The organism is Marinococcus sp. LNHM5E3-2.1 (assembly GCF_056034365.1).
Genome location: NZ_JBQLIB010000008.1, coordinates 1 through 12,451 on the forward strand (window position 1 = coordinate 1; position 12,451 = coordinate 12,451).

A 12,451-nucleotide genomic window follows, 5' to 3' on the forward strand; every position below is an offset into this window, starting at 1 on the left:
ACGGCTCCGCCAGCCAGCGGAGCCGTTTTAGGTGCTTAAAGACTGTTCGTCTGTTCAAGTTCTGCTTCTACAATGTAACGATCAGGAGCACTGCCGATATAGTCAAAAGGATAGCAGGTGGTGAGCGTAAGCGTCGGCTCGTCTTTGTCGACAATGACAGAGCGGTCCTCTGCGTCCGTCACCCATGTTTTCTGCAGCCGGTAAACGTACTGGGTGTTTTCATACTCGACGATAAGAGAGTCCCCGTCTTCAAGTTCGTCAAGCCCGGTGAAAACCGTGTCCCGGTGGCCGCTCAGCACCGTGTGGCGTGACTCGTCCGGAGTGGTTGTCCATTCACTGACATACATACCAACGCCCTGATCAAGCGATGTATCATCTGTACCCCAATAGACGGAATAAGAGTTGCCAAGCTCCGGAATTTTTAATTTGGCTACATTTTCACCTTTATCCCATTGCTCTATTTCATCGCTCATCACCGCCGAATCTCTGCTGTTGTCGGAGGAATCTTCGTTAGGTGTCGTGTCTGTATTGTTTCCTTCAGGAAGCGTATAGGCTCCTGGTTCCCCAGCAGCTTCCACGCTGGAGGAATCATCCTGCTCTTCGGAGTTATTATCGTCCGGGGCTTCCGCTGATTCATTCGCAGAATCAGTGATAACGTCTTCTTCGTTGGTGGAAATTTTATCTACGCCTGCTCTGGCATCAAACCACTGGTATCCGAAATATCCGGTAATACTCAGCCCGATAATAATCATTGCAATAAATACTTTTTCCATATAGGCTCACTCCAGTAAAAGGACATAACAGACTGCAATAGGCATTACTATTATTTCCATAATACATGGTCCGTGGAGAAAAAAACAACCTTCACCCAAGAGGTGAAGGCTGCGCGCTCGAAAGGTTATTATGCCTGCTGGCGGCGTCTTGTCCAAAGCAGAGCTCCGCCGGCCAGGCCTGCAAGGGCCAGGCCTCCAGCCATATAGGCCGGATCGGTACTTGCTGTTTCAGGCATTTCTCCGCCTTCAGCGCCTTCTTCCATTGAAGCACCATCCTCAGACATGCCTTCTTCAGGCATCTCTTCCATGCCGTTCATTCCGTCCATGCCTTCCATTTCATCCATCGGTACAGCTTCATTCATGACTTCCTCCGGCACAGTAATATCACCGACGCTGTTGAAGTTGGAATAGGTGGAATCAGCTGTCAGGTTCATGTCTGTTGTGATTTCTTCCATCTCATAGGAAGCATCCAGATTAATGGTGCTCGCTGTCATGTAATGCGTTTCCTTATCTACGGTCAAACTCATGGATACGTCCTGAATATTAATCATACTCCAGGTCTCTTCCATCATTTCCTCATCAGCCATGCCGCTTCCCATATCCGACTGCATCATTTTACTGGCTGCTTCTTCTATCTCTTCACCGCTTCCTTCGTATGTGAGCACGTAGGAGTTCTCGGTCTCTTCTACATCCATCTCGTCAGCAAAGGACTCTGAAGCTCCCATATGCATGCCTGGATTTGTGGTCATCTCTTCCATGCCACCCATCATGTCTCCGGGCATCATTGTCCAGCTGCCATCCGGCATTTCTACGTAGTAACCGTCTTCTGTCCAGTACATTTCTGTGGACACTTCTTCACCGCTGACCGGATCGACCGTATTAGTTGTCTGGTGGAGAGCGAAAGGGTCCATCGTAATATCCTGTTCCGATGTGGAGCTGTTTGTTGTTGTTTCCCCTTCGCCAGCGGCATTTGTAATTTCCTGTGAAATTTCGGTGGTGGCAGAGTAGCTGTCGAGCTCAGCCATAGTTTCATTTGACTGCTGCAGAACGTCCCCTGCATTCATCTCTTCTGCCTGGGCGGGTATTGCGATTACACCGAGAGCTAAAAAACCGGCGCTGCTTCCTGTTATCCATTTTTTCATCATTATTCGTCCCTTCTTTTGTTTCATGTATTCGGCAAAAGCTTATGTGGTAAACCACTGGCTTCTGGTATTCTATGGTAATTTTACCTTATAAATGTCGGAAATAAACGCATTTTTTAAAAATATGTGAAAAAATATGTGAAAAAAAGCCCATACAGCCATATTTTATATAGGCTTCGGGCTTAAAAAAACGGCGGGAGCTTAAGCATGCCGGGCACGGGGGAAATATCTGCTTTTTTTCGCCCCGCGGCTATTTTTTACATGAAGAAGAATAAGCCCGGAAATGACCAAAATTAAGCCGGCAGCCTTCATCCATCCAAATGACTCCTGAAAAAGCAAAATGCCTGCTACGGCTGTTAAGGCAGTGCCAAGACCTGCCCATACAGCATAAGCAACAGATAACGGGATCGATTTTAAGGCGAGGCTCAGGAAGAAAAAAGCCGCGATAAATGCTATAAAAACGGCCAGAGAGGGAATAAGGTTGGTAAAACCTTCGGAAAGCTTCAAGGATGTAGAAGCAATAACCTCAAATAAAATCGCAGCAAGTAATAAAAGAACAGCACGCATACATTATTCCTTCCTTTCATCCTAAATTCATCAAAAGAATACCAATTACCAGACAGACAATACCTAAAGTGTTCGTTTGATTCATCTTTTCCCTAAAGTAAAAAACGCCGATGCAGGTAGTCAAAATGGTGCCAAGGCCGCTCCATGTAGCATAAACGACACCGAGCGGAAGAGTTTGAAGAACGAGAGCGAGCAGGTAAAAAGCAATACCCATGCCGGCTGCAAAGCCAATAGACGGAAGCAGCCTGGTAAAACCATACGAAAGCTTGAGCATGGAAGAAGCGAATACTTCGCATACGACAGAGATAATAATGAGCACATAAACCATTACATTTCTCCTTCGTCAAAGCGTCTCAAAAGGTTTTGAAGCAGACGCTCAGCCTGCGCAAGGGGCATGGTATTAATTTCAAAAATATGTGAAAACCAGATGCCGTCACTTAACAGCCGGATCATCGAGGCTTCATCAGCTTGAAAAGCATCGTAAGCAAAAAGTGCCTGCCAGCGTTCATTGTATTCCTTCCAAAGATCGAGCACCTCTTTGTGATCAGCAAGGGTGGCAAGCAGACTCGCATTTATTAAAAAATTGCTTCCCGATCGAAGCTCTTCGAGCGTTGCTTCCGCATAAGCTTTAATATAGCTTCCGCCAGAGCTTTGTTTTTCTTCAATTAATTCATGAAACCGGGCAAGCGCATAAGCATTCATTTCATATACGAGCCGTTCTTTATTTGGAAAATGATAAAGCAGACCGCCTTTACTCACTTCCGCTTCATCTGCCACAGCGTGCAGAGTTAGGCGGTTAAAGCCATCCCTGCGAATGATGCGGGCGGCAGCATGCATAATCTCTACTCGTTTACTCATTTTTGATTCTCCTTTAGTAGTTAACAGTCTGGACGGTGCAGTAAAAAGTGTACCAGAGGAACGGATAAAAGGCGAAGAAGAAGACCGCCAATCCATAACTGGTGCAAGGATCTGTATAAAAAAGATGGAGCCGCGGAGCGCTGAGGCGCAGACTGGGGCCTGAATGGTGGGAGGAGGCCGTGGTGTTTAGCCAACTTTTTGTTAATTTAACCATTTTAGTGACATTCCTTTTTTTTTATTACCAGGTGTTCCGGGAGCATTCCTTTTCACGTGTAACCTCCATTCCAATGAGGATGTTTACCGGCGTATTGTTTGGCGTGCTCGGCATGGTGTTAATCGGATTTGGAATCAGGGTTAACGAATATACCCTGCTCGACCTGCGTCATATTCCAATTATGGTTAGTGCTTTATTTGGTGGATGGTTGCCTGCAGTAACAGCTGCGGTCATTATTTCCTTTTCCCGTCTTGCAATCGGTGGAGGGGTGATTGTTTTGTATCCGCTCAGCATGATTATTTTCAGCACGGCGGTGTCTATTTTTATCGCACGGATGGTACGGAATCCGTGGCTTGCAGCATTCTATATGCTTCTATGCTCCAACATTTACTTTCTCATTATTATGATATACCAGCTGAATACTGTGAATCTTTACACGGAAGTGGTGCTCAGCTATTGGTTTGTATCCTTTACCGGAGCGTTTGCAGCAGTATATATGGTAAAGCGGCTGACTTATTCCAATCAGCTGCTTCATAAGTACCGGGCAGAGTCTTTAAAAGACCCACTTACAGGCCTTGATAATCCGAGAAGCTTTGCGTATTCGTTAACAAAAAAACTCGAACAGGCTTCAAAAATGAAGGAGGCAGTCTCATTGCTCATTATCGATATCGATCATTTTAAAGACATTAATGACCGTTACGGCCATGCAGCTGGAGATGATATTTTAAGGCAGCTTGGCACCGTGCTTCTTGAAATGGTCCGGCCGGAGGATTCTGTGTACCGAAAAGGCGGAGAAGAATTTACGGTTATATTGTCCAATTGTCCAGCGTTTCAAGCAGTTGATATCGCTGAACGAATAAGAGAGCGGGTGGAAAAATATCCTTTCCTCACGGATCATCAGACATTGTATATTACTGTGTCGACCGGGGTTTCAATATTTCCTGAGACAGCTGTAGAGGAAAGAGAGCTGTTTAAGCAGGCAGACGACGCTTTGTATCAGGCAAAAAATCAGGGTCGTAATCAGACATGCATGTACTCGAAAAAAGACCTTATAAAATAGGTCTTTTTTATTGTTTATAAATAATTGAGTCTTTTTTATAAATATATATTCGGAAAAGTGTTTTTAAAACAGTTTATTGGGTATAAAGTATTAATGATATATAATAAAAAAGAACTAGAGAGGTATTCACCATGCAAAAAACAAAAAATAACGATCAGGTATTAGACACGTCCCAGGTTTTACGTGCGCTGGAACAATCGCTCGCTATCATTGAGTTCGATCTCAATGGACGGGTGCTGTGGGCAAACCACAATTTTGCTGCAGTGATGGAGTACCATGAAGAAGATATGGCAGGGATGCATCACCGGCAGTTCTGCACCCCGGATTTTGCCTCAAGCCGGGATTATGAAAGATTTTGGCAGGATCTTCGCGCGGGAAAATCCTTTCAGGATAAAATACAGCGGATGACGCGAAGCGGTAAGCTGGTAAGGCTTGAAGCTACGTACATGCCGGTGCTCGATGACGCGGGGAATGTCCATGCGGTGTTGAAGGCAGCGACAGATATTACCCTCCGGGAAGATGAAATGACAAAGGTGTCAGATTCTGTGCAGAACATGTCTGAGGAGCTGTTAAAGAGGGCGGAGGACGGAATGACAAAAAGTCGTGAGATTACTGAAAACTCCCGGCAGGTAGTGCAGGAGGCGAATAACAATCTTGCAATTCTGGAGTCATTGGAGCAGCAGGCGGATTCTATCAGAGGAATCGTAAAAACGATCCGCGAAATTGCTGACCAAACGAATATGCTAGCTTTAAACGCAGCGATTGAGGCTGCAAGAGCCGGGGAGCACGGCCGGGGATTTACGGTAGTAGCAGATGAAGTACGGAAGCTGGCGACTAGAGCCCATTCCTCCATCCAGGAGGTAAACAGTCACGTCGAGGGGATCACTGGGGAAGTGAGTAAGATCAGTGAGGGCACGATCCGTTCCCAAAAAGGAATGGAAAACAGCCAGGAGCATATTAGGGAGGCTGTAAAAGAATTCGAACATATTGGCGCAGCAGCGAGAGGCCTCGAAGAAAGAGCAAAGCAATTCCGGCATATCTTATAAAAGGCAGCGGACAAACATCCCTGCTTTTTTATTTGCAAAAAATGCATGTAAAACTTTAGATTTAGTTCAAATGAACTACATATAATATATGTCATGCTATAATAAATACATTTCCAATTAATTGTATTAAACATTGTAATAAAGGAGAGAGCACATATGGCGGTACGACCTGAATTACTTATGCGTCTTCGTATCGAACAGCCCATTATTCAAGCCGGAATGGCCGGCGGGGTCACCACTCCGGAATTAGTAGCAGAAGTCACAAAAGCAGGCGGGCTTGGGACTATAGGAGCCGGATATATGACTGCAGAGAGCCTTCGCTCTGCTGTTCAGCTTGTGAAAAAGCAGACGTCGGGCCCGTTTGCAGTAAATGTTTTCGTGCCGGAAACTCCGGAATTGATCGCTGAAGATGTTCAGGCAGCCAATGAAAAGCTCTCCCTGATTCATAAAGAATTAAAATCGGAGCCTCAAGCAATGCCTGAAAAGCTGTCTTCTTTCTTTGAAGAACAGCTCGAAATTATTATAGAAGAAGAAATTGCGGTTTGCAGTTTTACCTTCGGCATTCCTTCTGCTGTACAGATTGAGCGGTTGAAGGCCAACGGCCTCTTTTTGATCGGTACTGCCACCACAGTTGAAGAAGCCGTTCAAAATGAACAGGCAGGGATGGATGCGGTCGTGGCCCAGGGAAGTGAAGCCGGCGGGCACCGTGGGACCTTTGCAGAATCCTTTGGGAAGGCGATGATCGGAACAATGGCCTTAGTGCCTCAGGTGGTGGACGGGGTCAACATTCCTGTAATTGCAGCTGGGGGAATTATGGATGGACGCGGTATTTTGGCTGCGCATGCCCTCGGTGCGGGAGCAGTGCAGATGGGCACCGCTTTTTTAACAAGCAGGGAAAGCGGCGCCCCGCAGGCCCATCAGGACGCGGTATTAATGAGTAAAGAAACGGACACCGCTGTTACTTCCATATTCAGCGGCAAGCCGGCTAGAGGAATTACGAATAAAATGATGATATGGATGGAGGCGCTTGAGCACAATTGGCCGCCGTACCCCATTCAAAATATGCTAACACAGCCGATTCGAAAAGAAGCGGCCAGACAAAACGAGCCTGCATTTATGTCTCTCTGGAGCGGTCAGGGCACACGTCTGAGCGTACAGGAGCCGGCAGGTGCCATGATTAAGCGTCTCATGGAAGAGGCGGAGGAAACATGGGAAAGCCTTTAGAAACACCCCGTATGTTCTGTTTGTTAAAATGAAAATATCATAAAAACAAAGGAGCAGAACGAATGGCGTTATCGAAGGATTACAACGAGAGACTCGCCGGGGAAAAAGAAGGACTAACGTACCGCGACCCTGTTGGTGAATTGATTCGGGAGCACGAAAAGAAGGGTGGCTTTGACAATCTGCCGGGACGCGGCAGGCCGCTGACAAAGGAGTATCTGCAAAGCTACACCTTTGACACTCTTTTAAAGCGAAACGGATTTGTGCCTTCGTGGGTCCGGCTGCAGCGCGAAATCCGGGAGGACCTCGGGCGGGTGCTGAAGCAGCAGACGGATGAAGCAATTTCTGATCGCCGTATAAAAAAAGAAATCGGTAAAATCAATAAAAAAGTCCGCCGGTACAATCAGCTTTGTCCAGCACCAAGTCTGCAAAGGCGTTTAATAGAGAAAGAAAGCCTGCACAGCCAGTATGAGCGGTGGCGTTAAAAGTTGCTGAAAAAGCGCGTGTAAGTTCCACGTGAAACGTCGATTTGATTACAGTTTTCTGTGCTTTCAGTCTCCGTCCGCTGGCGGAGACTTTTTAGTTGCTCCAAAGCTTAAAGCATTTAAAACTCTGAAGCCTCTCTCATTAAAAAGAGGAAAAGAAGGTTATTGTTATACTCGAGAGGGTAAAACGGGAAAGAGTTCTTAAATATTTAAGGTTCCAGGTGATTGGTCGTGAACAGACGGAAGGAGTCAATGCTTTATTACCGCTACGCTATCAATTGTTGCATTTATACTTTCTGCCGCAGTTTCAGTGTTTTCAGCTGTAAAATTGTCAGGCTATGCAGATATTATCAGCAGAAATACGAAGATTGGCGGGCTGCTGGCGGGCACTATTCTGCTTGCCGTTGCTACCTCTCTTCCTGAATTAACCGCAACCATCTCGGCAAGTGTGATCGGCAATGCCGATATTGCTGTAGGCAATGGACTTGGAAGTATTATTTTTAATATTTTCTTTTTGTTTTTGCTGGATATTTACTTCCGGAACAAACGGTTGTTTCTTAAAGTATCAGACGACCATCTCTATACGGCTGTTATTGCTCTTCTGCTCTGTGTGGTCACAGCTGGCGGGCTGATACTTCATTACCCGCTCTCCTTTTTTGGGGTAAGTGTGATCAGTCTGCTGGTTGTTGCTATTTACACCGGCGGGATGCTTTATATATCTAAAAAGCAGAACGACACTGCAGATGAGGGCAAACAAGCTTCGCCGGACCAGAATGTAAATATCCGGCGCACTGTTATTAAATTTATCACATTTGCTGCGATCATCTTTGTATCCGGAAGTGCCCTTTCTATATCCGGGGACCTGATGTCGAGCACTACAGGCATCAGCGCTACGGCAGTCGGCAGTATTCTTGTCGCAACCGCTACTTCCCTCCCTGACGCCGTCAGCGTATTTGTAGCACTTCGGCTGGCTAATGTGAATATGGCGATCGGCACGATTCTTGGAAGTAATATCTTCAATGTGCTTGTGACAGCCATCGGTGACGTATTTTACCGTGGGGGCAGCATATGGGTAGATACGAGCAACCAGACAACAGTGGTCGCTGTAGCCGGATTTGTGCTCACGGCTCTTGTAATGATTATAGTGAAAAGGGACCGGACCAAAAATGCGTTCACCTACATGATGCCGTCGCTTGTAGTCGTGATCGGCTATATGGTTATGATTGCTTCGATTTTATTTTATAACGGAAGCACGTAAAAGCAGGCAGCCGCCTGCTTTTTTTAGTAACAAAAGAACATGGCCAGGCGTATTAGTTGCACGAGCAACTAATTATTTATATGGTGGGTAGAGTAAAATATAGACAAAGGAGTAATCAAAGTGTCTCAAAAGCTGGCTATACTATCCATTTCGCTGATCACCGTTATGGGAGGAGCTACTATTTCTCCGGCGCTCGGTTCCATTTCTGAAGCTTTTCCGGATGCCAATGAAACCTCGATTAAATTAATTAATACCCTGCACGCATTGTTCATCATTCCATTTACTTTTATATCAAGCCGGCTCACGAAACGAGTGTCCAAAAAATCTGTTTTAACAGCCGGACTCATTCTTTATGTCGTTGGAGGTCTGGGAGGGGCTTTTGCTCCAACGCTTTGGCTGCTGCTCGTTTCAAGAGCGGTGCTCGGTATTGCTGTCGGATTGATCATGCCCATATCGACGAGTCTGATTCCAGATTTTTACGAAGGTAAAGAAAAAACTGTCATGATGGGAAGAGTGAGTGCCTCCAATCAGCTGGGCGGTATTATCTCCATCGTGCTTGCGGGCATACTGGCAGGTATCTTATGGAGGCTGACATTTGTAGTTTACGGCCTGGCCCTGCTGGTGCTGGTGCTTGTCTTCCTTTTTCTTCCGAAACAAAAGCCGGAAGCGGCATCGGTGTCAGAAGACAGCTCATCGAGGGGAGTGGAAAAGCCTATTTTTGCTCTTGCCGGCGGTATGTTTATTGTCTTCTTATTCTTTTATTCCATTCCGACGAACATGGCAATCTTTCTGCAGGAGAGCAATATTGCTTCTGCTTCCCTGGCCGGGGTGATGATTGCTTCTTTAAACGTAGGAGGCTTTGCCGCAGGCTCGATGCTTGGCAGCATCACTAGCCGGCTGGGCAGATGGACAGTCCCTTTACAGCTGGCTGTAACTGGTCTCGGGTTCGTTCTTATCGCTTTTGGCGGACAGGCAGTATTGATCACAATAGGGATCGTTTTGATTGGTATCGGGCTTGGTACAGTTATTCCGTTGATTTTTGACCGTGTGACGAAGGTGTCGAGCGCTGCCCAGATGTCTTTAGCAATGGCGGTAGTGCAGAGCTTTATGTATTTCGGGCAGTTTATGTCGCCGCTCGTGCTGGATGTTGTCGGCCGTCTGGCGGGCAGTTCGGTCGGTACCAATCAGTTCATATACGCCTTTTCCGGCCTCACGGCTCTTGTAGTGGCAGCGATGGTGTTTCTGTTTAAAGCTTTCGGGAAACGTAAAGCTCCGGAGGAGGAGAAATAGTATGACTGTTTATTCTGTGGGAAAATGGGCAGCTGTTATTCAGCGTTACACTCATCAATATATTGATAAACGATTCAATCATTTTGGTTTAGGGAATACAGAAGTGCTTGTACTTTTAACGTTATACGCTCAGGAAAATGTACCTCAGGAGTACATTACCAGGCAGATAGTGATGGATAAAGCTACAATTACGCGCGCTATAAAACGCCTCGAAGAAAAAGGATATCTTTACCGGAAAGAGAGCGTTTCGGACCGGAGGGAAAAGATCGTTTTTCTTTCTGAAGCGGCCTGGAAAATAGAAGAAGAGATTTCAGAAGCGATGCGGGAATGGACAGACATTATGACAAAAGAGTTTACAGAGGAAGAAAAACAAACGCTTCTCAGGCTCATGGAAAGAGCGGCAGAGGGGGCGAGGGCTGAAGTGGAGCCCGGGTAGAGTGTTTGTGACAGTAGGCGGCTCATGGTAGCATAAAGGTATATACTTCGTATAATTCGATTATTCCCCCGTCGTTTACTGCCTTTCATCATTTATTCCTATTAATTTCTATCCGTGTATATTCCATATATAGGAGGTGTATAGTTACTTGCGAAGAGAAACCAAATTTTTATTTTCTTTTATGCCTTTCACTACCTACGATAAAGAAAAAAGCCGTTTGAAGGAGCAGCGCCAAAAAGGATGGCAGGTGCAGGACTGCTCTCTGCTCGGCTATTCTTTGTCGGAAGTAAGGGAAGAAGAAAAGGAATACCAGTTCATCATGTCGAAAGATTATCAGGGATTGCGGAAAATTTCTGAGGATGAATGGACACTTCTGTGTTCCTCCCCGGTACTCCACATATTTGAAGGGGAGAAAGATGCTTCGTCCTTTCAAGACCACTGGACGCTTTATTTTTTGGAGGAGTACCGGAAAAAGTGCCGGAGGTGGGGGATTACAGCTGCAGTAAGTGCTCTTTTGTTTATAGTATTTCTGCTTTTGGTGATAACTGATTTGAACCTGCCGGGCATGGCGGTGAATTTTGCCTTTTTTATGCTTTCTTTGTTCACGGGAATAGTAGCCTTTACCGTGATACGGTGGCTCCGGACGCTTACTGTCATCATTCAGGCTAAGCAGATTGTCAGTACCGGCACAGAATAATATTTTATCCTGTACATGAAAGGAAGGCCTTCATGGAAGAAGAGCTTCGCTATTTGAATGATGAGGACAAAAAACGTTTTGCAGAAATTCAGGCAATGCTGGAAAGAAATCTTTCGTATGACGACCAGAAAAAGCTCGTGACAGAGCTGGCAATACTGCGTGAAAGAAACGAACTCAGAAAAAGATCCCGGCCGGAATAGGCACGGGATCTTGCTGTATTTATGCCTCTGGTTTAATACATACAGCGATGCCAAGAGGGTAGTGAACACCGGAACGGGCGGGATGTTCGAAAGCGACTCCCTGCTGGTAATACAGCTGCAGCCTCTCCCACGGCCAGTCTTCTCTTGATAAGAGCTCTTCCCATTCCTCTGTCGTCAACTGATGGTAATGAAAAGGGGAATTGCTGGGCTTGTGCCTTCCCTGGCCGAAGGGCGTAGAAACGATGAGTGTACCGCCAGGCCGGAGGAGGGCGTACATACGTTTCATAAAGATACGGTCATCGGGCACGTGTTCAAGGGTCTCAAAGGAAACAATCGTATCGAACGTGCCTATCTGCAGGGGGAGATTCTCATCAAGAGCATCTCCTGTCTGGAAAGAAAGCTGGGGATGATAATAGTGCTTCTGGGCAAATGCTATCGCTTCAGCGTCAATGTCGACGCCGAGCACATAGTCTACCTCACGTTTTTTGCCTTTAGCTGTCATCTGGGCCCCATAGCCGACCCCGCAGGCAATATCAAGCACGCGGCCCTTTGCGTACGGCATGGCAAAATAATAGCGGGCCAGATGCTCAAGCAGCATACCGTTGGTCGGCTTCATTTGTGAAGGGATGATTCGTTCTCCTGTGTCTTTTAGCACGAATAGTCACCGCTATCTGTATAGTTTAGTCTTTTCATCATATAAAAAGAAAGAAGGGAATTGCAAGGCTGAAAAATATCACGGGAGGCAGCAGCTGCCGGTACGCAGCATATGATACATATTTGACAAACAGGAGAGCATCGTTTATATTTTTTATATACCCGCACGGGTAATGAAAAGAAATGAAGGCAGTATAAATAAATACTCTATTTGAAAGGAGGAGCCTTTCATGGAATACAATGATCAAATGAAAAACCGGGTAAAAAGGGTAGAAGGGCAGGTCCGCGGTGTTCTTCGAATGATGGAAGAAGAAAAAGACTGTAAAGAGCTTGTTTCTCAGATGAATGCTGCACGTACAGCGCTCGATCGAGCGATCGGTCTGGTAGTGAGTGCGAACCTCGAGGAATGTGTGCGTGAACAGATAGAAAAAGGGGAAGACAGCGAAGAACTGATCCAGGAAGCTGTTAATCTTTTGGTTAAAAGCAGATAATAAACCGAGTTAATGAATTTTTAAAAGAAATAAAAGAAGCTATTGAGTATATACTGAAA

At 46.0% G+C, this 12,451-nt stretch carries 16 protein-coding genes; 10 read left to right on the top strand and 6 right to left on the bottom strand.

Annotation, left to right across the window (positions count from 1 at the left end):
• Positions 1 to 35: 35 nt before the first annotated feature.
• The 5 genes from ACTRXH_RS10200 to ACTRXH_RS10220 all read right to left on the bottom strand — a co-directional run bounded on the left by ACTRXH_RS10200 (position 36) and on the right by ACTRXH_RS10220 (position 3,340).
• Positions 36 to 773 (bottom strand): class D sortase, encoded by a 738-nt coding sequence (locus ACTRXH_RS10200; RefSeq protein ID WP_474281970.1) that lies wholly within the window; start codon positions 771 to 773, stop codon positions 36 to 38.
• A gap of 128 nt (positions 774 to 901) precedes the next feature.
• Positions 902 to 1,918, bottom strand: a complete 1,017-nt coding sequence (locus ACTRXH_RS10205; protein WP_474281972.1) for a DUF6612 family protein — start codon at positions 1,916 to 1,918, stop codon at positions 902 to 904.
• A gap of 198 nt (positions 1,919 to 2,116) precedes the next feature.
• On the bottom strand, positions 2,117 to 2,482 hold the full coding sequence (locus ACTRXH_RS10210; RefSeq protein ID WP_474281974.1) for a DMT family transporter: 366 nt from the start codon (positions 2,480 to 2,482) through the stop codon (positions 2,117 to 2,119).
• A 16-nt stretch (positions 2,483 to 2,498) separates the two neighbouring features.
• Positions 2,499 to 2,810 (bottom strand): DMT family transporter, encoded by a 312-nt coding sequence (locus ACTRXH_RS10215; RefSeq protein WP_474261285.1) that lies wholly within the window; start codon positions 2,808 to 2,810, stop codon positions 2,499 to 2,501.
• A complete protein-coding gene (locus ACTRXH_RS10220; protein WP_474277765.1) occupies positions 2,810 to 3,340 on the bottom strand; it encodes a TetR/AcrR family transcriptional regulator in 531 nt (176 codons plus the stop codon). Before ACTRXH_RS10220 ends, ACTRXH_RS10215 begins: the two co-directional genes overlap by 1 nt.
• Positions 3,341 to 3,522: 182 nt before the next feature.
• On the opposite strand from ACTRXH_RS10220, the gene ACTRXH_RS10225 reads away from it, so the two are divergent.
• From ACTRXH_RS10225 to ACTRXH_RS10265, 9 genes are all read left to right on the top strand, one after another.
• Positions 3,523 to 4,614, top strand: a complete 1,092-nt coding sequence (locus ACTRXH_RS10225; RefSeq protein ID WP_474281976.1) for a GGDEF domain-containing protein — start codon at positions 3,523 to 3,525, stop codon at positions 4,612 to 4,614.
• Positions 4,615 to 4,745: 131 nt separating this feature from the next.
• Positions 4,746 to 5,660 carry a methyl-accepting chemotaxis protein gene (locus ACTRXH_RS10230; protein WP_474281978.1) on the top strand — a complete coding sequence of 305 codons (915 nt, stop codon included), beginning with the start codon at positions 4,746 to 4,748 and terminating at the stop codon, positions 5,658 to 5,660.
• A 156-nt stretch (positions 5,661 to 5,816) separates the two neighbouring features.
• Positions 5,817 to 6,884: an NAD(P)H-dependent flavin oxidoreductase gene (locus tag ACTRXH_RS10235; protein WP_474281980.1), complete on the top strand. Its 1,068-nt coding sequence runs from the start codon at positions 5,817 to 5,819 to the stop codon at positions 6,882 to 6,884.
• Between the two features lie 62 nt (positions 6,885 to 6,946).
• Positions 6,947 to 7,366, top strand: coding sequence for a DnaJ family domain-containing protein (locus ACTRXH_RS10240; RefSeq protein WP_474281982.1), 420 nt, complete (start codon positions 6,947 to 6,949; stop codon positions 7,364 to 7,366).
• Between the two features lie 277 nt (positions 7,367 to 7,643).
• Positions 7,644 to 8,624: a sodium:calcium antiporter gene (locus ACTRXH_RS10245; RefSeq protein WP_474261396.1), complete on the top strand. Its 981-nt coding sequence runs from the start codon at positions 7,644 to 7,646 to the stop codon at positions 8,622 to 8,624.
• A gap of 120 nt (positions 8,625 to 8,744) precedes the next feature.
• On the top strand, positions 8,745 to 9,914 hold the full coding sequence (locus tag ACTRXH_RS10250) for an MFS transporter (RefSeq protein WP_474281984.1): 1,170 nt from the start codon (positions 8,745 to 8,747) through the stop codon (positions 9,912 to 9,914).
• Between the two features lies 1 nt (position 9,915).
• Positions 9,916 to 10,350 (top strand): MarR family winged helix-turn-helix transcriptional regulator, encoded by a 435-nt coding sequence (locus ACTRXH_RS10255; RefSeq protein ID WP_474261292.1) that lies wholly within the window; start codon positions 9,916 to 9,918, stop codon positions 10,348 to 10,350.
• A 148-nt stretch (positions 10,351 to 10,498) separates the two neighbouring features.
• The gene (locus ACTRXH_RS10260; RefSeq protein ID WP_474277777.1) at positions 10,499 to 11,047 is read left to right on the top strand and encodes a DUF2812 domain-containing protein; all 549 of its coding nucleotides are present in this window, start codon (positions 10,499 to 10,501) and stop codon (positions 11,045 to 11,047) included.
• 32 nt (positions 11,048 to 11,079) lie between these two features.
• Positions 11,080 to 11,247, top strand: a complete 168-nt coding sequence (locus ACTRXH_RS10265; protein WP_474277779.1) for a hypothetical protein — start codon at positions 11,080 to 11,082, stop codon at positions 11,245 to 11,247.
• 19 nt (positions 11,248 to 11,266) lie between these two features.
• Here the strand turns inward: ACTRXH_RS10265 and ACTRXH_RS10270 are convergent, their stop codons facing one another.
• Positions 11,267 to 11,902, bottom strand: coding sequence for a class I SAM-dependent methyltransferase (locus ACTRXH_RS10270; protein WP_474281986.1), 636 nt, complete (start codon positions 11,900 to 11,902; stop codon positions 11,267 to 11,269).
• A gap of 229 nt (positions 11,903 to 12,131) precedes the next feature.
• On the opposite strand from ACTRXH_RS10270, the gene ACTRXH_RS10275 reads away from it, so the two are divergent.
• Positions 12,132 to 12,392, top strand: a complete 261-nt coding sequence (locus ACTRXH_RS10275; protein ID WP_474261296.1) for a metal-sensitive transcriptional regulator — start codon at positions 12,132 to 12,134, stop codon at positions 12,390 to 12,392.
• The last annotated feature ends 59 nt before the right edge of the window (positions 12,393 to 12,451 follow it).

Bases quoted from the DNA above. Each gene is read 5' to 3' on its own strand.
- ACTRXH_RS10220 (WP_474277765.1), bottom strand. From the start codon at position 3,340: ATGAGTAAACGAGTAGAGATTATGCATGCTGCCGCCCGCATCATTCGC.
- ACTRXH_RS10255 (WP_474261292.1), top strand. From the start codon at position 9,916: ATGACTGTTTATTCTGTGGGAAAATGGGCAGCTGTTATTCAGCGTTAC.
- ACTRXH_RS10230 (WP_474281978.1), top strand. From the start codon at position 4,746: ATGCAAAAAACAAAAAATAACGATCAGGTATTAGACACGTCCCAGGTT.
- ACTRXH_RS10200 (WP_474281970.1), bottom strand. From the start codon at position 773: ATGGAAAAAGTATTTATTGCAATGATTATTATCGGGCTGAGTATTACC.
- ACTRXH_RS10265 (WP_474277779.1), top strand. From the start codon at position 11,080: ATGGAAGAAGAGCTTCGCTATTTGAATGATGAGGACAAAAAACGTTTT.
- ACTRXH_RS10210 (WP_474281974.1), bottom strand. From the start codon at position 2,482: ATGCGTGCTGTTCTTTTATTACTTGCTGCGATTTTATTTGAGGTTATT.
- ACTRXH_RS10215 (WP_474261285.1), bottom strand. From the start codon at position 2,810: ATGGTTTATGTGCTCATTATTATCTCTGTCGTATGCGAAGTATTCGCT.
- ACTRXH_RS10235 (WP_474281980.1), top strand. From the start codon at position 5,817: ATGGCGGTACGACCTGAATTACTTATGCGTCTTCGTATCGAACAGCCC.
- ACTRXH_RS10275 (WP_474261296.1), top strand. From the start codon at position 12,132: ATGGAATACAATGATCAAATGAAAAACCGGGTAAAAAGGGTAGAAGGG.
- ACTRXH_RS10240 (WP_474281982.1), top strand. From the start codon at position 6,947: ATGGCGTTATCGAAGGATTACAACGAGAGACTCGCCGGGGAAAAAGAA.
- ACTRXH_RS10205 (WP_474281972.1), bottom strand. From the start codon at position 1,918: ATGATGAAAAAATGGATAACAGGAAGCAGCGCCGGTTTTTTAGCTCTC.